The organism is Eubacterium ventriosum, assembly GCF_025150745.1.
Taxonomy (GTDB): Bacteria; Bacillota; Clostridia; order Lachnospirales; family Lachnospiraceae; genus Eubacterium_G; species Eubacterium_G ventriosum.
The window spans coordinates 1,581,149-1,602,002 of the sequence record NZ_CP102282.1 but is presented as its reverse complement, the minus strand read 5'-3'; the positions used below and the strand labels follow the sequence as shown (position 1 = coordinate 1,602,002).

16 protein-coding genes are annotated in these 20,854 nt (G+C 33.4%); 4 read left to right on the top strand and 12 right to left on the bottom strand.

Annotated features, from left to right (window positions below; all coding sequences use genetic code 11):
- Positions 1–306: 306 nt before the first annotated feature.
- From eno to NQ558_RS07125, 8 genes are all read right to left on the bottom strand, one after another.
- Positions 307–1,605: a phosphopyruvate hydratase gene (eno, locus tag NQ558_RS07160; protein ID WP_005363919.1), complete on the bottom strand. Its 1,299-nt coding sequence runs from the start codon at positions 1,603–1,605 to the stop codon at positions 307–309.
- 605 nt (positions 1,606–2,210) lie between these two features.
- Positions 2,211–2,825: a YesL family protein gene (locus NQ558_RS07155; protein WP_040447387.1), complete on the bottom strand. Its 615-nt coding sequence runs from the start codon at positions 2,823–2,825 to the stop codon at positions 2,211–2,213.
- Positions 2,826–2,957: 132 nt separating this feature from the next.
- Positions 2,958–3,986: a LacI family DNA-binding transcriptional regulator gene (locus tag NQ558_RS07150; RefSeq protein ID WP_040447385.1), complete on the bottom strand. Its 1,029-nt coding sequence runs from the start codon at positions 3,984–3,986 to the stop codon at positions 2,958–2,960.
- Positions 3,987–4,107: 121 nt separating this feature from the next.
- Positions 4,108–5,598, bottom strand: coding sequence for a 4-alpha-glucanotransferase (gene malQ / locus NQ558_RS07145; RefSeq protein ID WP_005363916.1), 1,491 nt, complete (start codon positions 5,596–5,598; stop codon positions 4,108–4,110).
- A gap of 20 nt (positions 5,599–5,618) precedes the next feature.
- Complete coding sequence (locus NQ558_RS07140) at positions 5,619–6,545, bottom strand: carbohydrate ABC transporter permease (protein ID WP_005363914.1); 927 nt, start codon at positions 6,543–6,545, stop codon at positions 5,619–5,621.
- The gene (locus NQ558_RS07135; RefSeq protein WP_050750994.1) at positions 6,545–7,471 is read right to left on the bottom strand and encodes a carbohydrate ABC transporter permease; all 927 of its coding nucleotides are present in this window, start codon (positions 7,469–7,471) and stop codon (positions 6,545–6,547) included. Before NQ558_RS07135 ends, NQ558_RS07140 begins: the two co-directional genes overlap by 1 nt.
- Positions 7,472–7,608: 137 nt before the next feature.
- Positions 7,609–8,904 carry an ABC transporter substrate-binding protein gene (locus NQ558_RS07130; protein WP_005363910.1) on the bottom strand — a complete coding sequence of 432 codons (1,296 nt, stop codon included), beginning with the start codon at positions 8,902–8,904 and terminating at the stop codon, positions 7,609–7,611.
- Between the two features lie 487 nt (positions 8,905–9,391).
- Positions 9,392–11,650, bottom strand: a complete 2,259-nt coding sequence (locus tag NQ558_RS07125) for a glycogen/starch/alpha-glucan phosphorylase (protein ID WP_005363908.1) — start codon at positions 11,648–11,650, stop codon at positions 9,392–9,394.
- Between the two features lie 130 nt (positions 11,651–11,780).
- Between NQ558_RS07125 and NQ558_RS07120 the strand changes: the two genes are divergently transcribed.
- Together NQ558_RS07120 and NQ558_RS07115 are read left to right on the top strand one after the other, a co-directional pair.
- On the top strand, positions 11,781–12,662 hold the full coding sequence (locus NQ558_RS07120) for an AraC family transcriptional regulator (RefSeq protein ID WP_005363906.1): 882 nt from the start codon (positions 11,781–11,783) through the stop codon (positions 12,660–12,662).
- 248 nt (positions 12,663–12,910) lie between these two features.
- The gene (locus NQ558_RS07115; RefSeq protein WP_005363904.1) at positions 12,911–14,584 is read left to right on the top strand and encodes a glycoside hydrolase family 13 protein; all 1,674 of its coding nucleotides are present in this window, start codon (positions 12,911–12,913) and stop codon (positions 14,582–14,584) included.
- A 125-nt stretch (positions 14,585–14,709) separates the two neighbouring features.
- Here the strand turns inward: NQ558_RS07115 and NQ558_RS07110 are convergent, their stop codons facing one another.
- From NQ558_RS07110 to NQ558_RS07095, 4 genes are all read right to left on the bottom strand, one after another.
- Positions 14,710–15,309, bottom strand: coding sequence for a GNAT family N-acetyltransferase (locus NQ558_RS07110; RefSeq protein ID WP_040447468.1), 600 nt, complete (start codon positions 15,307–15,309; stop codon positions 14,710–14,712).
- A 63-nt stretch (positions 15,310–15,372) separates the two neighbouring features.
- Positions 15,373–16,956, bottom strand: a complete 1,584-nt coding sequence (locus NQ558_RS07105; protein WP_259907375.1) for a hypothetical protein — start codon at positions 16,954–16,956, stop codon at positions 15,373–15,375.
- An 88-nt stretch (positions 16,957–17,044) separates the two neighbouring features.
- On the bottom strand, positions 17,045–17,470 hold the full coding sequence (locus tag NQ558_RS07100; protein ID WP_005363896.1) for a response regulator transcription factor: 426 nt from the start codon (positions 17,468–17,470) through the stop codon (positions 17,045–17,047).
- A 6-nt stretch (positions 17,471–17,476) separates the two neighbouring features.
- Complete coding sequence (locus tag NQ558_RS07095; protein ID WP_005363894.1) at positions 17,477–18,499, bottom strand: MFS transporter; 1,023 nt, start codon at positions 18,497–18,499, stop codon at positions 17,477–17,479.
- Between the two features lie 248 nt (positions 18,500–18,747).
- Between NQ558_RS07095 and NQ558_RS07090 the strand changes: the two genes are divergently transcribed.
- Both NQ558_RS07090 and NQ558_RS07085 read left to right on the top strand, forming a co-directional pair.
- Positions 18,748–19,197 (top strand): MarR family winged helix-turn-helix transcriptional regulator, encoded by a 450-nt coding sequence (locus NQ558_RS07090; RefSeq protein ID WP_005363893.1) that lies wholly within the window; start codon positions 18,748–18,750, stop codon positions 19,195–19,197.
- An 18-nt stretch (positions 19,198–19,215) separates the two neighbouring features.
- Positions 19,216–20,544 carry an MATE family efflux transporter gene (locus tag NQ558_RS07085; RefSeq protein ID WP_005363892.1) on the top strand — a complete coding sequence of 443 codons (1,329 nt, stop codon included), beginning with the start codon at positions 19,216–19,218 and terminating at the stop codon, positions 20,542–20,544.
- The last annotated feature ends 310 nt before the right edge of the window (positions 20,545–20,854 follow it).

Sequence of the window (20,854 nt, the reverse complement as noted above, 5' to 3'; positions counted from 1 at the left end):
TTAGCATATTTATGGAAATGTGTCAATTCTCTTGTTTTCCACAAAAAAGGCACCGGTAACTGCTTTGAAAGTCAGTTCCGATGCCTTTTTGTTCGTATATGTTTACTTAGTTTTTATTTTTCTTTAAATTATTTATTACCGGATTGTTACGTGCTTCGCACTCCCACAATCCTACCACAATATTCGCATATCGTGAAGCTTACGCTCCACTTTTTTGCTCATATTGTGGGCGTGTCCCAAGGTCATTTTTCCACCTTTGTGCAAGCACAGGTGGAAAAGACCTTTTGACACTGTAATATTATTATATTATTTTACGTTAAATGCTTTTATTCCAGGATAAACTGCACTATCGCCTAATTCTTCTTCAATTCTAAGAAGCTGGTTGTACTTAGCCACACGTTCACTTCTGCTTGGTGCACCTGTCTTAATCTGGCAAGTGTTAAGTGCTACTGCAAGGTCAGCAATTGTTGTGTCTGCTGTTTCACCTGAGCGATGTGATGAAATAGCTGTGTAGCCTGCCTTGTGAGCCATCTTTATTGCTTCTAATGTTTCTGAAACAGAACCAATCTGGTTTAATTTGATAAGGATTGCATTACCTGCACCCATTTCAATACCTTTTGCAAGTCTTTCTGTATTAGTAACAAATAAGTCATCACCTACTAGCTGAACCTTGTCACCAAGTCTGTCTGTAAGTTTCTTCCATCCTTCCCAATCTTCTTCATCAAGACCGTCTTCAATAGAAATGATAGGATATTTTTCGCATAATTTTGCCCAATGTTCAATAAGTTCTTCAGCTGTATACTCTGTTCCTGCCTTTGGAAGCTTGTAGTATCCTTTACCTTTTTCGCTCTTCCATTCTGAAGATGCTGCATCCATTGCAATCTTAAAATCTTTGCCAGGTTCATATCCAGCTTTCTTTACAGCTTCAAGAATTGTTTCAATAGCTTCTTCATCAGACTTAAGTGCAGGCGCAAAACCACCTTCATCACCAACTGATGTAGCTAATCCTCTTTCTTTTAAAATTTCTGCCAAAGCGTGGAATACTTCTGCACACCATCTTAAGCATTCTTTAAATGAAGGTGCTCCTACAGGCATAATCATAAATTCCTGTACGTCTAATCCTGATGATAAAGCATGGCAACCACCATTAACAATGTTCATCATTGGTACTGGTAATCTATTTCCTGAAATACCACCTAAAAATCTATAAAGTGGAATATCTAACGAGATTGCTGCTGCTCTTGCTGATGCAATTGATACTGCAAGAATAGCATTTGCTCCAAGTTTTGTCTTTCCCTTAGTTCCATCTGCATCAATCATAGCCTTATCTACTGCATAAATATCTGATGCATCCATTCCAATAAGAGTATCATTTATAATTGTATTAATATTTTCTACAGCTTTCTGAACGCCCTTACCTAAATATCTGTTTTTATCACCATCTCTAAGCTCTAAAGCCTCAAACTCACCTGTAGATGCTCCACTAGGTGCAGTTCCTCTTCCAATAGTTCCATCTGCCAAATATACTTCAGCTTCTACGGTTGGATTTCCTCTTGAATCTAAAATTTCTCTTCCAATAACCTTTTCAATTTCCAAATAATTCATTATAGTATGCTCCTCTCTGCTTTTGGACTTCTATACCGAAAGGTAGCTAATCTTTCGGTATTTAGATATTTCTAAAGAGTCCAAATGATTTATTCGTTGAAGTTAGTTAGCTACAGCTAACCATAATTATATTAAACTAATTTCTATGAAAATGCAAGATGTTTTTTGAATTATTCTTGTTCTGCCGTCGCCAATTACGGAATCTGAGAGCGAAATTTCTGTGGCTTCCGTAATTGATCTTGTTCATTACGTGTGGGACAGCATTTTTGTTCTACGACACGTAATTTTGCGCTGGAAATAAACAATTCTTCTTCAAATTACTTGTCAGATTGAACTTTTATTGTATGACACGTAATTGAACTTTAAATTTAATGAATTTTTCTTAGAATTACGTGTCACATTAGACTTTTATTGTATGACACGTAATTCACACTCAAATAGATTGGCAACCCCTCAAAAAATTCGATTCCACAAAAAAGAGAGACACCACTCCTTGGCATCTCTCCTAGTATCCAGCTAACCTTCTATACTTGGGTTATAAATATTCTGTTTTACATATACATTTTAAAACATGCTTAAATATGCTTCTTAGAAATATAATCAAATCACATATACCTCTTAAAGATGTGATTGAATATATATGAATTTAAATAGGCAAGCACTGCGAATCCCACAAACAGCATTACATAAACAACGCTTCCTGCGGATCTACCTAATAGCACAAGCAATATAATAGGCAACAATGTTATAAATACTATTAACAGTGTCCATGGGAAATATCCTATTCCCATAAGGAAAGCGTTTTTCAGTGTGTTTTTGATGGTATTTTCAAATGTACTTTGAAGTGCCATTGCATATAAAAACACAAACAAAATAGCAAGCGCTGCTGCAAGCATTAAACCTTTTAGCGCTGTTGTTACTATTGTTTTTTCAAAACTATTAATTATGTACAAATCAATTGTTATTATTAATGCCAACAATAATAATATAATCCACATAATTGTTGACTGTTTAAAATTCTCTTTAAACAGTCTGAAATAGTTTCTGAAAATATATCCTTCTCTGTTTTCTGCCATCTTCTTGGTCACCCCGTAAAGTGCTGTAGTTGAAGCACCTATAGTAATTATAGGCAATGAGCATAAAACAAATAACAAATTTACAACTACCAAATCCGCTATTTTTGATACCACTTCATAAAATTTACTGTCTATTCCAAACACTGTTTTTCCCTCTCTAAACTGCTCTTATACTTAATTTAATATCTCCAAGTCTATTATTTTCTTCTGATAACAAGACACAAGTACAATTATTAATCATTTTATACAAGACGCAAATACAATCTTTAATCATTTTTATATTTCTTTTACAGAATCTCTCTCCAAAAGTTCAGCTTGGAAAATCAACTGCTTCTTTTCATCTTTTCCATTTATGATATCCATTAATAGTTCTATTGATGATTTTACCATCTGTTCACATGGTTGCTTCATTGTGGAAAGTGATGGTTGAAAATATTTTGACATTTCAATTCCATCGAACCCTAACACTGAATAATCATCTGGTATTTTCTTACCTGCCTCTGAAATAGCCTTATATGCACCAAAAGCTGTTAAATCAGAAATAGCATAAAGTGCAGTAAACTCTTCTTTTGACTGCAATAATTCTTTTGTTACTTCATAACCGTTTGCCACTGAATATTCAGGAATATCATCTTTCATATATCTTACAAGGTTTTCATTCACTTTAATGCCATTATCTGCCAAAGCTTCCCTGTACCCCTTTAATCGAAGACCACCTACTGCCTGATCACTACTTTTACCTGAAATCATAGCTATCTTCTTATGACCTTTTTTGCAAAGATAATCTACTGCTCTGTAGCTTTCCTTTTTATCATCAATAGAAACTGATGAACACTTTCTTTTTGGTGCTGTCATATTAACAGCTACAGTACACAGTACATATGGTACTCCTATTTCTTCAAGCCTTGTGTCAAGATAATCCATCTGTCCACCAAGAAAAATTAAGCCCTTTAATCGTTTCTCCTTTGCAAGCTGTACTGCTACACTTACATCATCCTGGTCCTCACCTACTGCATGAAGTAAAAATGTATATTCATGTTTTTTAAGTTCTTCCTCAAATATTTTTAACATTCCCTGAAAGAACTGGTTATCAATACCTTTTATTAACAGTGCTATCGTATTAGATTCTGTCATTTTCAAATTTCTGGCACTATTGTTAGGAACATAATTATATTCTTTTATAACCTTAAGAATTCTTTTTCTGGTATTCTGATTAATTCCTGGATCATCATTAATTGCTCGAGAGACAGTGCTAATTCCAACTCCGCATATTTTCGCTATGTCTTTAATAGTTAAATTTGCCACGCCTTTCCCCTTTCGTTATATATAATTATATATTTTTTAATTCCACAATCTGGTATTCTATCATATACATGTTATTTATGCAAAAAGCTGCGAAAATTAATTTTCGCAGCTTTTTATTATTTTATCCTCTACCATAAATAACTGTTAATTCTTTTATTGTATTAGATAATTTCTTTGTAATTTGTGTGGATTTTGCACGCCAGCACCAGTTACCTCCCAACGTTGATGGTGTATTCATTCTTGCCTTGTTATCAAGATGTAAATAATCCTGCATAGGAATAATACATGTATTGGCAGTAGATGCCTGAGCCATGCGAATAACTTCATCAACTAATTCTGACTTGTCTTCTACTTTTCTTCCTATGTATTTTTGAATCATCTCTATTTCTTCCGGTTCAATACTGTCTAACCATCCCTTTAACGTTTCGTTATCATGAGTTCCTGTATACACTACACAGTTTTTGTCATAATTGTATGGTAAATAATCTCTCGGTCCGGATGAATCCCTGCTGTCAAAAGCAAATTCCAAAACCTTCATATTCGGAAATCCCGAATCATTAACCAGCTGTCTTACTGAATCAGTTATGTATCCCAAATCCTCAGCTATAATATTAACATTACCTAAGCAATATTTTATAGCATTAAATAAATCTATTCCAGGTCCTTTCTCCCAATGTCCGTTCGTTGCATCCTTATCACCTGCAGGTATTGAATAATATTCATCAAACCCTCTAAAATGATCTATTCGTACAACATCATATAACTGAACACTTCTTTCTATTCGCTTTATCCACCAATCATAATTAGTCTGCTTATGATATTCCCACTTGTATAAGGGATTTCCCCAAAGCTGTCCTGTTGCAGAAAATCCATCCGGTGGACAACCTGCAACAGCTGTAGGTTTTCCCTCATTATCCATTTGGAATAACTCAGGATGTGACCAAACATCTGCACTATCATAAGCCACATATATTGGAATATCTCCAATAATTTTTATACCATTGTCGTTGGCATATTTTTTCAATTTATACCACTGCCTATAAAATTCATATTGGACAAATTCATAAAATTCAATTTCTTCACTTAGCTCTTTTTTGTAATATTCCATAGAATATTTCCATCTAAGCTTTATATCTTCAGCCCAATTATCAAAGCTTCTGCCTTCAAATCTTTCCTTTATGGCCATGAACATTGCATAATCATTTAACCAATAGCAGTTTTCATCTTTAAACTTTTTGAACTCCTCTTTTTCACCAATGTTACTTTTCTTGTACGCTTTCTTTAAAAGTTTAAATCTGCCGTTATACAATTTTTCATAGTCAACTGTGTCAGCCCTGTTGCCAAACTTTACCTTTTTACATTCCTCTTCTGTTAACAATCCCTGATCTATTAGATCTTCTAAACTGATAAAGTAAGGATTTCCTGCGTATGTAGAAAATGACTGATATGGTGAATCTCCATAACTTGTTGGTCCTATAGGTAGTATCTGCCAATATTTTTGATTGGAATTTTTCAAAAAATCCACAAACTTATATGCTTCCTTTGAAAAACTTCCAATGCCATATTTTCCCGGCAAACTTGAAATTGGTAATAAAATTCCACTAGCCCTCATAGCTTCTCCTCATATGTTACTTAACCTTTTACTGCTCCTGCAGCTACACCCTTAATAATATGCTTCTGACATGTTAAGTAGAAGAATATTACAGGTATAATACTTAAAATGATAAGTGCCATTATTGCACCTAAATCTACTGAACCGTAGCTTCCCTGTAAGTACTGAATATGAATTGGAATAGTTCTGTACTGATCAAGATCAAGAACCAAATATGGAAGTAAGTAATCGTTCCATATCCACATAATTTCAAGAATACCTACAGATATTAATGTTGGTTTTAACATTGGAATAATAACAATAAAGAATGTTCTGATTGGTCCACATCCATCAATTGCTGCTGCTTCTTCAATCTCAAGTGGTAAACCTTTAATAAATCCTGTGAACATAAATACTGCCATACCTGCACCAAATCCTAAATATATAACCGGAATAGTCCAAGGTGTATTAAGTCCCAATGAATCTGCTGTATTTGACAATGTGAACATTACCATCTGGAATGGTACTACCATTGAAAATACAAACAAGTAATATACTATCTTACAAACCATGCTGTCAACTCTTGCTATGTACCATGCTGCCATTGATGTACAAATCAAAATCAACGCTGTTGATAAAACTGTAATTACAAAACTATATAATACCGATTTAAAAAACGGATAATTTCCAAATGTAAAACCTTTGATATAGTTTGCCCAACCTACTAACGCCTCACCAGTAGGCCATGCAAATGTGTCTGTTTTTACAAAGGTGTTAGCTTTGAAAGAGTTCATTAACACAATAAATATAGGGCAAACATAAACTAAAGTTACAATTGTCATTATTGTAGTCAACAGTTTTCCATGTTTTAATGGAATTTCACTTGTCTCTTTCATTTTTTTCTTTTTCGGTGTAGCTTTCACTGTAGAATCTTTAATTGTTGAATTCACTGTTTTCTCATTGTTCATTACTGCTGCACCTCCTTAGATCTTGTTGCCTTAAGCTGGATAATTGATATACCTGCAACTAAGATAAAGAATATAACGGCTTTCGCCTGGGCAACTCCCTTACCTGTAAGAGACTGTCCGTAAAATGTATTGTAAATGTTAAGTGCCAACATTTCTGTTGTCTTTATAACTGAACCATCCTTTAACTGTTCAAACGGCTGTCCGTTTGTTAAAGCTAAGTTCTGATCAAAAAGTTTAAATCCATTTGTTATTGTTAAGAATAAACAAATTGTAATTGATGGCATAATATTTGGAATTGTAACTCTTGTCAATGTCTGCCATTTTGTTGCTCCATCAATTTTTGCTGCTTCAATTAATTCTCCCGGAACTGCCTGCAAACCTGCAATATAGATAATCATCATATATCCTACCTGTTGCCAGCACATGAGAATAATTAATCCCCAGAAGCCATATCTTGTTTCCATAAGAATTGAAGTATTAATTTTTCCTAAAACGCCATTGAAAATCATACTCCAAATATAACCAAGAACAATACCACCTATAAGGTTAGGCATAAAAAATGCTGTTCTGAATAAGTTTGCTCCCTTAATCCCCAATGTTAATAAATATGCTATTAAGAAAGCTAACACATTTATTATAAATAGGGATACTATTGCATACAAAGCTGTATACCAAAATGCATGTATAAATGACGCATCCTTAAATGCATCCATATAATTTCTAAAACCTACAAAAGAAGCATCACCTATTGTAACAAATTTACAAAATGATAAATAAATACCTCTCAAGAAAGGATATATAAATCCAATGCAAAATGCTAAAAATGTAGGTGCTAAAAATAGAAGAAAGCATCTTTGAATAGGTTTGCGAAGAAGTTTAGAATTTACAGATGTTCCACCATTATGTTTTTTCTTTTTTCCTTTCACTTCAATCTCCTCCTAATTCTTATTCAAAATAGAATTTTCAAAATTTTTCTATTTTTTAATAAAGGGGCAGACACTGCCTGCCCCACAATGTATTAATAATTTAATTATGATTTTATATTTATCAATCTAAAACCTTATTACTTGTTAGCTGCTTTGTACTGAGTAGCCCAGCCCTGAACGAATGCTGTCTTAACATCATCCCATGATCCGCCTGCATCATATTTGTTCATTGCTGCTACAAGACTTGCTCTCCATTCATCTACGTTAGGTGTGTAGTTAAATGACCAGTCAACATTGTAATTTCCTGCTTCAAGTAAATCGTTAGCATTCTTTAAGAATACGTTACCGCTGTCTGCTGCCTTCTTATAAGGGATTGCACCAAACTGTTCTGCCATAACTTTTGTTCCTTCTTTTGATGTTACTAACCATTTCATAAATTCAAGTGTTGCCTTCTGATCTGCTTTTGAAGCCTTAGCATTAACTGCCCAACAGTTTTCTGTTCCTGAACAAAGACCTGCTTTTTCTTCACCTTCAACTCCACAGTAAATTGGAATCATCTGCATATCATCGTCTGAAATTGACTTTTTCAAAGCATCATATTCCCATGTACCATTCTGGTAGAATACTGCTTCGCCCTTCTTGAATTCGGCTTCAGCATCGTAACCACCTGTTGCCAAAGTTTTCTTGTCGTATTTGCTGTTGTTGATATATAAATCCCAAACATTTTTGAAGTTATCTAAGTATGTTCCCTTAATTTCTGCAGGAGCTTCTTTCCATCCGTCATCTCTTCCTTCATAGAATAAAGGCATATTAGCTAAATGTCCTGTGAATCTCCAAGATGAAGCGTCATCCATACCTGATGATGTAAATGCATCAAATCCAAGCTTGTCTGCTCTCTTGTGGATATCTTCTGCAACTGACTTTAATGAAGCGAAATCCTTAATGTCTGTAATTTCATATCCTGCTTTCTTAAGTAATTTCTTATTTACAATAATTCCGTAACTTTCATAACAATAACCCATTGACGCAACCTTGCCATTTTCATCTTTTAAGTTAAATGCATCTGTACTTAATTCTTTGTAAACATCTGTATCTTTAAGATCGATGCAATAATCATCCCAAGTCTTAACTGCTGCCTGGTTACCAACAACAAATAATGTTGGAGCTGCTGATTTACCCATCTCAGATGTTAATGTTGAATTGTAGTTTCCTGAAGCTGCTGTAACTACTTTTACTTTTACTCCATTTTCTTTTTCGTATGTCTTTGCAATTCCCTGTAAAGCTTCATCTGCTTCCGGTTTAAAGTTTAACCAATAAACTGAACCCTTTGAATCTGAGCTTGCTTTGTCGCTCTTTGAACTGCTACCGCAACCTGCTAATAACCCTGCTACCATTGTTGCACACAATGCTACACTTAATAATTTCTTACGCATATTCATTTCTCCTTTTTATTTTAAAATATGTATTTAGGTTATCCGTCATTTTCAAATAAATGTTGGTACTTACAATTTATTTGGAAACGTTTCCTATGTCCTGATAGTAGCACTTTTCGGAAACGTTTACAATACTATTTTCACCTTTTTTTCGCAATTCGGCCTTTTAGCTAATTTTCAGTCCTTTCTTTTGTGCATATTGTATAGTATTAGTAACGTTTTTATATATTTTTTATGCATTTGGAATATATTTGTTATTTTTCTTTCTAGTGAATATGCTATTATATGAGGGTGTTTTTTTTGTTTTATTGGTATTTTTTTTGAGTTTTTTCTTGATTTTTATAGTTTTCAGATACGATTTTAAAAGTATTTAATTCCATATATTTTAGATTTGTTTAATTCAGTTTTAATAAAGAAGAAGCCACACACTTATATGTGCGACTTCTCTTTTAAAGCTAAAAATTATTTATTATCTGAGCATAATATGCTACTGTTCCAATTTCCAAATATCTCTATTATATTCTTCAATTGTTCTATCTGATGAGAAATATCCTGCTTTTGCAATATTTACAAGCATCTTCTTAGCCCAATCATGTCTATTTTCATAATCAGTATAGGCCTGCTCTCTTGTTTTTACATATGCATCAAAATCAGGGAATGTCATAAACCAGTCTTTTCCAATAAGTTCATTTGAAAGTCTTTCAAGACGTTCCTTGTCACCTATGGACATAAGTTCGCTTCCTGTTATAAAATCAACTGCTTCTTTAATAACCGGATTATTGTTATAGTACTGTGCAGCACAATAGCTTCCGTTAGCATATCTTTCTACAACAGTTTCACTTAAATCACCAAAAATGTAAATATTGTCATCTCCAACAAAATCATGGATTTCTACATTAGCACCATCTTCAGTACCTAAAGTTACTGCTCCATTAAGCATAAATTTCATATTACCTGTGCCACTTGCTTCTTTTGATGCAAGTGAAATCTGTTCTGAAATGTCGCATGCAGGAATTAACTTTTCAGCCCATGTTACATTATAGTTTTCAACCATTACAACTTTAAGGTATGGACTAACCTCAGGGTCATTATTTATTAATTCCTGAAGGCAAAGTATAAGATGAATTATGTCCTGTGCAATAATGTATGCAGGAGCTGCCTTTGCTCCAAAAATTACTGTTATTGGAGTTGTTGGCTTTTTGCCTGCTTTAATTTCTAAATATTTATGAATTATATATAATGCGTTTAATTGCTGACGTTTATATTCGTGAAGTCTCTTAATTTGAATATCAAAAATAGAGTTTTCATTAATTTCTACATTCTGTCTTTCCATTAAGGCATTCTTTAATTCTGCTTTCTTTGTGTTTTTAATACTAAGAATCTTGTTTAATACTTCCTCATTGTCTTTATAATCCAAAAGTTTTTCTAATTCTGTCGCATCTTTCTTAAATCCATCCCCAATAAGTGATGTAACAAGCTCTGTAAGCTGTGGATTGCTATGAATAAGCCATCTTCTAAACGTAATTCCATTAGTCTTATTATTAAACTTTTCAGGATAGATTTTATAAAAATTATTTAATTCTACATTCTTAAGAATATCTGTATGAAGTGACGCCACGCCATTAACACTTGATGAATAATGAATGTCAATGTGAGCCATGTGTACTCTTTCTTCTCTATCGATAATGTAAACTGAACCATCATCATACTTTCTTCTTACTTTATCATCTAATACTTCAATAATAGGAATAAGCTGTGGCACCGCCTTCTTAAGATATGATATAGGCCACTTTTCTAGAGCTTCTGCTAAAATTGTATGATTAGTATACGCACATGCCCTTGTTACAGCTTCAATGGCATCATCCATTTCAAGTCCTCTTTCTACCATTAAACGGATAAGTTCAGGAATAATCATTGTTGGATGTGTATCATTAATCTGTATAACTGCATAATCAGCTAAGTCATATAACTTGCATCCTTTTTCCACTGCTTCATCAAGAATTAATTGAGCTGCACTTGATACCATAAAATACTGCTGATAAATTCTAAGAATTCTACCTGCATCATCACTGTCGTCAGGATAAAGGAATAGTGTAAGATTCTTTTCAATATCCTCTTTGTTAAAATTAATTCCGTCTTCTACAATATTTTCATCTACACTTTCAATATCAAATAAGTGAAGTTTATTAGTTGTGCTGTCATAACCTGTCACATCAATATCATACATTCTTGAAGTAACATTCATATCTCTAAACTTAACTGTATATGTTACATCAGTCTTTGTAAGCCAACTTTTTTCTGTAAGCCATGGATCTGGAATTGTAGTCTGTGCATTATTCTTAAATACCTGTCTGAATAATCCGAAATGATAGTTTAATCCTACTCCGTCACCATTAAGTCCTAATGTTGCAATAGAATCCAGAAAGCAAGCTGCAAGTCTTCCAAGTCCTCCGTTTCCAAGAGATGGCTCCTTTTCAAATTCTTCTATTTCACATAAATCCTTGCCATTTTTTGCAAGTTCTTCTTTTATATCATCATAAATTCCAAGATTAATAAGGTTATTAGACAAAAGCTTTCCTATTAAAAATTCTGCTGAAATATAGTATAATTTCTTCTTTGAATTTTTATGCTGTTTTCCTTCTGCCATTGTTTTTACCAAAGTAAGTAAAGCATTGTAAATTTCCTCGTTTATACATTCTGAAATTGACTTATTATACTCTGATTTAATAATTTCCGAAAGATTCATTTTAATACCTCCAAAAAAATGTGGTTTTATATTTGTGACTATATTATAATATTGTTATCATTAAAAATATTGCATTATAGTTTTGTTTTTTTGCACAATACTATCTTTTTTTGATTTTGGGAGGTACTTTATGGAGAAGAATCAATACGAAATTTACCACGAAAACAAAAAACATACGCCCAATGATTTTCCTTATAATACTTATTTGTGCTCTATTCCACTAGATTTCAAATCAGTTAATCTTCACTGGCATAACGAAGTTGAACTAATTGTAATCAAAAAAGGACAGGGGTTAGTTAATGTTAATCTTGTAACGTATACTGTTAACGCCGGTGATGTTGTTTTCGTCTTTCCGGGACAACTTCATTCTATTAGCCAAAAAGATTATAGTATTATGGAATATGAAAATATTCTTTTTAAATCAAGTCTTCTTAAATCTTCAGGCTATGATTTGTGCAATGACAAGTTTATTCAACCTTTACTTTCAGGAAATCTAAATATATATCCTGTAATTAATAGTAACTTTGATTTTCACGACTCTCTCTATTCTTTAATTAACGAAATAGATAAATTGTGTGACAAACGTCCTTATGCATATCAGCTAGCTGTTAAATCTTATCTTTTTCAGATTTTTTACCTTCTGATATCCAATTGTGGGCTAAATCAAATTAAACCAATTAGCAAAAAAGCTCTTGAAAAAATAAAAACAATTCTTTCTTATGTTGCTGAACATTTTCAGGATAATATCTCCATAGAAGAAATTGCCGGTCATTGCTTCTATAGTAAATCATATTTTATGAAGTTCTTTAAAGAAACCATGGGGATGAGTTTTGTACAATATCTTAACGATTACAGACTCGAAGTTGCAGCAAAACTTCTTACCACAACTTCTGATGACATAATTAATATTGCAATAAATACCGGTTTTGATAATTTGTCCTATTTTAACAGGTGTTTCAAAAAGAAATACGGAATTACACCGGGTAAATATAGAAAAGATGCCAGAGATTAATTTTTAAACATTATCGTAAATCTCTCCTCTAAAAGCAGTATTGTGTTATACTTTGTAAAAATTATGCAAGAATTATAGTTTTTTTTATTTTATAATAGCAGTATAATACACAAAGCAATATTTCCAAATATGATTCTATAATTAAAGAATTGTAAGATTGCAAGGCATGGAATAATCCGTGTAATCAAATAATCAATACAAAAGAAAGAGTTTGCCTTAATTAATATGGCAATAATGAGGTAAAAGCAATGAAAAAAAAGTGGTGGCATGACAAAGTAGCTTATCAGATATATCCAAAAAGTTTTCTAGACAGTAATGGAGATGGAATCGGAGATTTAAGAGGTATTATTTCTAAGCTTGATTATTTAAAGGATTTAGGAGTTGATATTATTTGGCTTTCTCCTATTTACAAATCACCTTTTGTAGATCAGGGATATGATATTTCTGACTATTATTCTATTGCTGAAGAATTTGGTACAATGGAAGAATTTGACGAATTGCTGGCAGAAGCTAAAAAACGTAACATGTATATTATTATGGACTTGGTTATTAATCACTGTTCAGATAAACACGAATGGTTCCAAAAAGCTTTAGCTGACCCTGATGGGGAATACGCCGATTATTTCTATTTTAGAAAAGGTAAAGACGGCAATCCACCTAGCAATTACCGTTCTTATTTTGGTGGCAATTGTTGGGAACCGGTTCCCGGAACTGACAAATATTATTTCCATATGTTTGCCAAAGAACAGCCTGATCTAAATTGGGAAAATCCTACATTACGCAAGAAACTTTACGATATGATTAACTGGTGGCTTGAAAAAGGTTTGGCCGGTTTTAGAATTGATGCAATTATTAACATCAAAAAAGATTTAGACTTTCCTAATCTTGAACCTGACGGTGCAGACGGTCTTGCCGGTTGTTGGCGAATGGTTGAAAATGTTGAAGGTGTTGGTGAATACTTAGAAGACCTTAAGAAAAATACTTTTGAAAAGTACGATGCCTTTACCGTTGCTGAGGTTTTCAATATGCATAAAGATGAGCTTTCACAATTTATCGGTGAAAACGGACACTTCTCTACTATTTTTGATTTTAGTGCCCATGCCCTTAGCAACGGTGCTCATGGCTGGTACGATGCACCTGATATTAATTTTAATGATTGGCGTAAAACCATTATAAACTCACAACTTCAGGTTCAAAAATGTGGTATTGAAGCTAATATTATTGAAAACCATGATGAACCTAGAGGTGTTTCAAGATTTTTGCCTGAATATGCAAGAAATCCTCTTGGAACAAAGATGCTCGGAACTGTAAGCGTACTTCTTCGCGGAATCCCTTTTATTTATCAGGGACAGGAAATCGGAATGCAGAATGCCGTTTGGAACGATGTTAAAGAATATAACGACATTAACACAATTGACCAGTATAATCTCGCCATAAGTGCCGGTCTGTCAGATAAAGAAGCTTTGGCTGTATGTAGCAAAATGAGTCGTGACAATGCCAGAACTCCTGTACAATGGAGTGATTCTGATAATGCCGGTTTTACAACAGGAACTCCTTGGCTTAAAGTTAATTCTAACTATAAGGACATTAACGTACAAAATCAGGAAAACGACCCTGACTCTGTTTTAAATTACTACCGAAAGTTAGTGGCTACACGTAAATCTCCTGAATACAAAGAAGTATTCACTTACGGTGTATTTGAACCTGCCTATGAAGATACTGAATATGTAATGGCTTATTATCGTGTATCAGACAACCAGCGCATCCTTGTAGCTGCAAACTTTGGAAAAGATGCTAAAACTATAGAATTGAATTTTCCTGTTAAAAAAGTTGTTCTTTCAAATGTTGGAAGAAAGGAAATTAATGAAGTTTCACTTAAATTAGATAGTTGTGAAGTTATAGTAATTGAATGTGGGGAATAGGTAAAGCTATTAATTTTATTCAAAAAGGAGAGGGTTCGAATCACCCTCTCCACCAATTAAACTATTTTCAATTTTTTGTAATCCTATAACTATTCTTAAAGACAACATAATTTACCAAAATTCAGTTACAATTCATAATTCTTTTCTATCTCTCTAAAAAGAATCACTTCTTTCTGGTTCTTGCTATGCTCTCCTATCATTTTTTCCATCCATACCATATCGTACCATCTGTTAAATTTGTAGCCACATTTTTTGAATGTGCCGATAAATCTATAGCCTAAATGTTCATGGTATTGAACGCTATTCTTTGTTAAGTATTGGTCTTCTACTTCAGGATACCCAATACAGGCATAAAGATTTGTTATGTTCTGGGCTTTCAGTGCTTTCTCCAAAGCTTCGTAAAGTTCCTTGCCATAGCCTTTTCCCCGTGCATCCTTATCTAAATAGATTGTTGTTTCAACTGCCCAATCATAGGCTGCCCTATCCTTAAATGTGTTGGCATAGGCGTAGCCTACTATTTTTCCGTCAACCTCTGAAACCAAATATGGATACATTGCCTTTATTGTTCTAATACGATACTTAAATTCATCCAACGCAGGCGTATCATACTCAAATGTTATTGCCGTATTTTCAACATAATATGAATAAATTCTAAGTAACTCTTCTGCATCTTCTTCTGTAGCAAACCTAATCATAACTTCCAGCCTTTTCCAAACAATTTTCATAAAATTTTTAGTACCTTTTGTTTTTTGCCAATACCTTTTATTACTCATTGTTATTTTTCATTATTATTTCTTCATTGTAATTTTCTTTACTTTAGACCATTTTCCAATGTTTTTTCCGTTTATACCACGGATTCTAACATAATATGTCTTCTTATTCAATTTCTTAATTGTAATTTTAATGTTTGCTGTTGTTACTGTTTTTGTTCCGTATTTTTTGCCCTTCTTAAACTTTTTGTTTAAAGAATACTGAACCTGATACTTTTTAGCATTTTTTATTTTGCTCCAAACTAATTTTACAGACTTCTTTTTTGCTTTCTTTACAGCAGGTGCTTTAGCCTTGCCCGGAACTAAATTATTTTCTGTGCCCGGTTTAATGGTACTTGAATTATTTGTACCAGAGTTATTTGCGCCAGAGTTATTTGTTCCAGGATTAGTTACTCCTGAATTGTTTCCACCCGGTTCAGTAGTTCCAGGCTCTGTTGTGCCAGGGTTACTATTATCCCTATTTATATTTAATGTCTGCTGCATTATTGTATATCCATAAATATTGTAAGGATCAGATGTTTTTCTTACAAAACCCTCAGGCAATGCGTCCAATTCTTCCCATCCTTCAATTGGAATTGCTATTTTTCCATAGTCTTCAAAATCAATAAATTTAACTACATTGAAAAAATGTCTTGTTACACCATTTGAAGTAACAGTCATTTCCAACACACCATACTCTTTTCCATCATAAGTATAAATTTCATATGAATACTTCCATTTGTCAAGTTCCAGCGTGTCCGTGAAACTATCTTCGTTATACTCATCCTTCATTACAATTGTATAGCCATTTTCTTCAGGCACAATATTACTTTGGTCTTCAATTTGCCTTGCAACATAGCCCAACTCTTCATCTTCAATTATTTCAAACATATCGTAACGGCCTGTGAGTTTAAAATTATCATCAAATTTGCTGCGTCCACCATAATATTTGCCGTTTTTTTCAAACTTAGTAAAATAACATCTGGCTGTTGAATCCTTTGCCACAACATACACATTATTTGTCACTTCGGTAATATGTTGTTCCACTTCATAATTTTGTGTTACCTTGCCATCAATTACAACTGCTTTGTCTTTATCAGAATTGTTCGCGCCTACAATTTCAATAATAGGATAACCTTCTTTGGCATACATCTCCATCTGAACATTTTTCTCTATTTTAACCTTGCCTTCAGTATATTCAGCCTGAATAGTTATTGCCGTGTTCTCTGTTTTTTCACTATTAAGAGTAAGTTTGCCATCGCCTGTTATTGTAAGATTTCCACCATAACCGTCACCCCAGACAATAATCGACTTAAGGGAATTATCACCTTTTAAAAGAATCTTGAAATCGTCGCCCATTACATTCGTAATTAGCTTTTCGTCTCTTTTTACATTGTCTAATGTAAGAGTGTTGCTTGCCTTGTCGTAACTTACACCTTCAATTTTTCCAATCTGATCCTGAGAAAAAGTAGAATAAATATAAGTTCCATTCTCACCGTCAAAAAATTCAATATACGCCGGCGGGTACTCATCCTGGCACGGTCCGTTTTGTGCCATTACATTCATAGGAACCATTCCTATAACCAATCCAATACTTAACAATAAACTTAAAAATTTCTTCATAGATTACTCCTTTCAAACTTTTCCAATAGAATCTATGAATAATGTGCCATATTTAGGCTTTTATTTTAAGTTTACATATGTCTCAAAGTTAATTTTTCCCACTTTTTTCCCATTGATAATAGAATTTTATGAGACCTTCTCTTGATTTTGTGTCAGTCTTCTCGTTCATATTTGATATGTGCCTATACAAAGCCGCTCTTGAAATATAAAGTTCCTGTGCAATCTCTTTTACATTTTTGTCCGACTTAAGCAAAGTCTCAAGCACCTCGCACTCTCTTTTTGACAAAGAAAACTGCTGTACAAAATTTTCCATTTTGTTGTCATCGCTCTCCAAACTTTCCGCAACGTAACTTTTTTTCGAATTTTTTCCATAATAAATTGCCATAAAAATGCTTACAAAAACAAACAAAATAATTATGACAATGCTGTTGCTAAGCATATTTGTTGAATTAAATAATGAGAAAAATACCGTTCCCATTAATACCGCGCAAAGGTTGTTGGTCGCTCTTCCCATTCCTGCTCAAAGTTCCGGGGTTTTCATTTCAAATGATAAATTCACAAAAGCTGTAGTGAAAAATACAGAGAAGAAACCTGCTGATAAATAAAACACAACCAATCCGATTATAAAAGGCTCGCCCATTGTTATTACCAGCATACATATTGTTGATAGCAACGTTACGCTATACATTATTAGGCACATTAGTTTTCTTTCTTTTAAGTCAAATAAAACTCCTGCCACAACGCCGCTAATTGCCAAAAGCAGTCTTGGATACTGCCCAATATCCATTATTCCCTTTGAATGATAATATGTGACAATATTGTCAAGGGTTGAAAAAATACATGCCATAAGCATTATTGTAATTATAAGAACAATTGCTGTTATACGGCTGTTTATATATTCTGCATTTTTTGAAGCTGTGTTTTTACATTCAATATTTTTTGATTCTGTCTTTTCATATTTCAATTTTCTTGATTTTTCATTTTGGGATTCTGCATTTTCTTCTAAATATAAGTTTAATATTATGGCAATCCATACAACAAGCACAATCGCAAAAATTATCAATCTTGCAATTTTCGAAGCAACAATATTATTGTCACCGAACTGAAACATTATTCCCAGACCATACGCCAAACCTATTGTGCTTGCAACATTTCTGTTACTCTTTAAATAAACCGATGCAATATAATAAACTGCGCTGCCCATTACTCCAAATAATGCAAACATCACGCAACCTGTGATTACCACAAATCCATAACTTTCACTATACTCCATAAGTGCAAAAAGCAACGTTTCCACTACGATAAACGCTGACAATAAGCCATGCTTTAATTTTTTATTTATATATTTTTTTATAATGGCAAAAAATAAAAAGCCCAATACACTTGCACCCAAAATGTAGCTTTGCGCAGTAACAACTGACTGTGGCTTTATGTCTCCCACAATGTTATCAAATAAATATTCTGTTCCAAGAAAAATATAATTGAACAGTGCCAAAATTATTATGTATTTAAATCTCTCTTTTGAAAAAAAATCTTTGTTCATATATTAACGTTCCTAACGGGATAAATATTGCTTTAATATGTTTTCATTCCTTACTCTTAATTTATTTGTGCAAGCTATACCCCTTTGTACTTGTATTATATGTATTTAACTACAAAAAGGCAATTTATTTTTATTTTTTCTTAAAAATCGTTTGACTTATGTCTGATTTCGGACTATACTCTTTTTAAGTATGATTTCGGACTATAAACACTAGGAGGTTGCGATGTTTTTCATCGCTTATTTTTATTATGAATAAATCTTTTGAAAATAAAATGAGTCCTGCTCTTTCTATGTTTAACCACATATACAAAGAGTTTAATGAAATTTATCACGAAGCCACTCTGAAAATGGGGCTTTCAGACAGCGCCTTTGACATTTTGTATTCTATTGTTGACCTAGGCGATGGTTGTTCCCAGAGTGATATTTGCAAATATTCATGCCTTTCAAAGCAGACTGTTAATTCTTCCATTAAAAAAATGGCAAGTCTTAACTACTTAACTTTTAAGCCGGGAAAAGGCAGGGTTATGCAGATTTTTCTTACAGATAAGGGCAGGCAGCTTTTGGATGAAAAAATTTATCCTATTATAAAAAAAGAAAACGAAGCATTTCTATGTATGACCGATGAAGAATGCCGTTTAATGCTTGAACTTTACGAGAAGTATAATAATGCATTGAAAAATAAATTTAAGGAACTTTAATTTACGAATGGAGATTTTATGGATACTAAATTAGCACAACATTTTACTTATGGGAAACTGCTTAAGTTTGTTTTTCCTTCTATTGTCATGATGGTTTTTACATCTATCTATTGCGTTGTTGACGGACTTTTTGTTTCTAACTTTGTTGGGAAAACAGCTTTTGCTTCAATCAATCTTATTATGCCTTTTATTATGGGGCTTACCGCTTTGGGATTTATGATGGGAACCGGTGGCAGCGCCATTGTTGCAAAAACTCTTGGTGAAGGAAAACCTGAAAAAGCCAACGAATATTTTTCATTAATCGTTTACACAACTATTATTGGTGGACTAATCCTTTCCATTTTAGGAATGTTTTTGGTTCGTCCTGTCAGCATTCTTTTGGGCGCTGAAGGTGAATTGTTGGAAAACTGTGTTCTTTACGGACGTATTACTTTTATTTCTTTGACAGCTTTTATGCTTCAAAATGTTTTCCAAAGCTTTTTTGTAACTGCCACAAAACCCAAATTAGGACTTGCAGTTATTGTGTCTGCCGGCGTAACGAATATGGTTCTTGACTATCTTTTTATTGCCGTACTTGGCTTTGGTCTTGCAGGAGCTGCAATTGCAACTGTTTGTGGCGAGCTTATTGGCGGACTTTTCCCTATATTTTATTTTTCAAGGAAAAACTCAAGTCTGCTTAAACTTGGTCGAACCAAATTTAATGGTTCAATTCTTCTTAAGACTTGCACCAACGGTTCTTCCGAACTTATGACAAACCTTTCAAGCTCAGTTGTTAACTCACTTTATAACGTTCAGCTTTTGAAGTTTACAGGAGAAGACGGCGTTGCCGCTTACGGAACAATTATGTATGTAAGTTTTATTTTTGTTGCCATATTCATCGGCTATTCTATTGGTAGTGCGCCAATTATTAGCTACAATTACGGTTCCGGAAATAATAAAGAATTACAAAACATGTCAAAAAAGAGTTTGTCTCTTATAAGCATTTGGGCTGTTGGTCTGTTTGTTCTTGCTCAGGTTATTTCAACGCCTTTGGCAACAATTTTCGTAGGTTACGACCACGACCTGTTCCTGCTTACAAGACATGGCTTTAGAATTTACTGTGTAACATTCCTTATTAACGGCTTTAACATTTATGGTTCAGCTTTCTTTACTGCACTAAGCAATGGACTTATTTCAGCAACCATTTCATTTCTTAGAACACTTATCTTCCAGATTGCAGCAATCCTTATACTTCCTGCAATCTTTGGAATCAATGGAATATGGATTGCCGTGGCAATGGCTGAACTTCTTACACTATGCTTCACAGCTACATTCTTTATAAAGCAAAGAAAAGTATATCACTATTAAAAAGATTTTTTACCACCCTGGATGATTGTCTATATTATTTGGGGTTTTTTCATTTTTGGAATTTCCGACGTGTTTTCATAATTTTACCACAACATTTTTGATTTTTATTGAATGTTGTGGTAATGTACCCCAAAATATAAATTTCTTTAATTATCGGGGTACGTTTTTCAAATTAACGCGTTCATTCTCACAACATACTGTATATGTAATATATGACTGTACCCCTCTATACACTTTTTCTTGTTTTTTGGGGTACATATTTTCAAACCCCTGCTTATTTTATGCAACATAAAGTTTAAGTTTGCAAGAA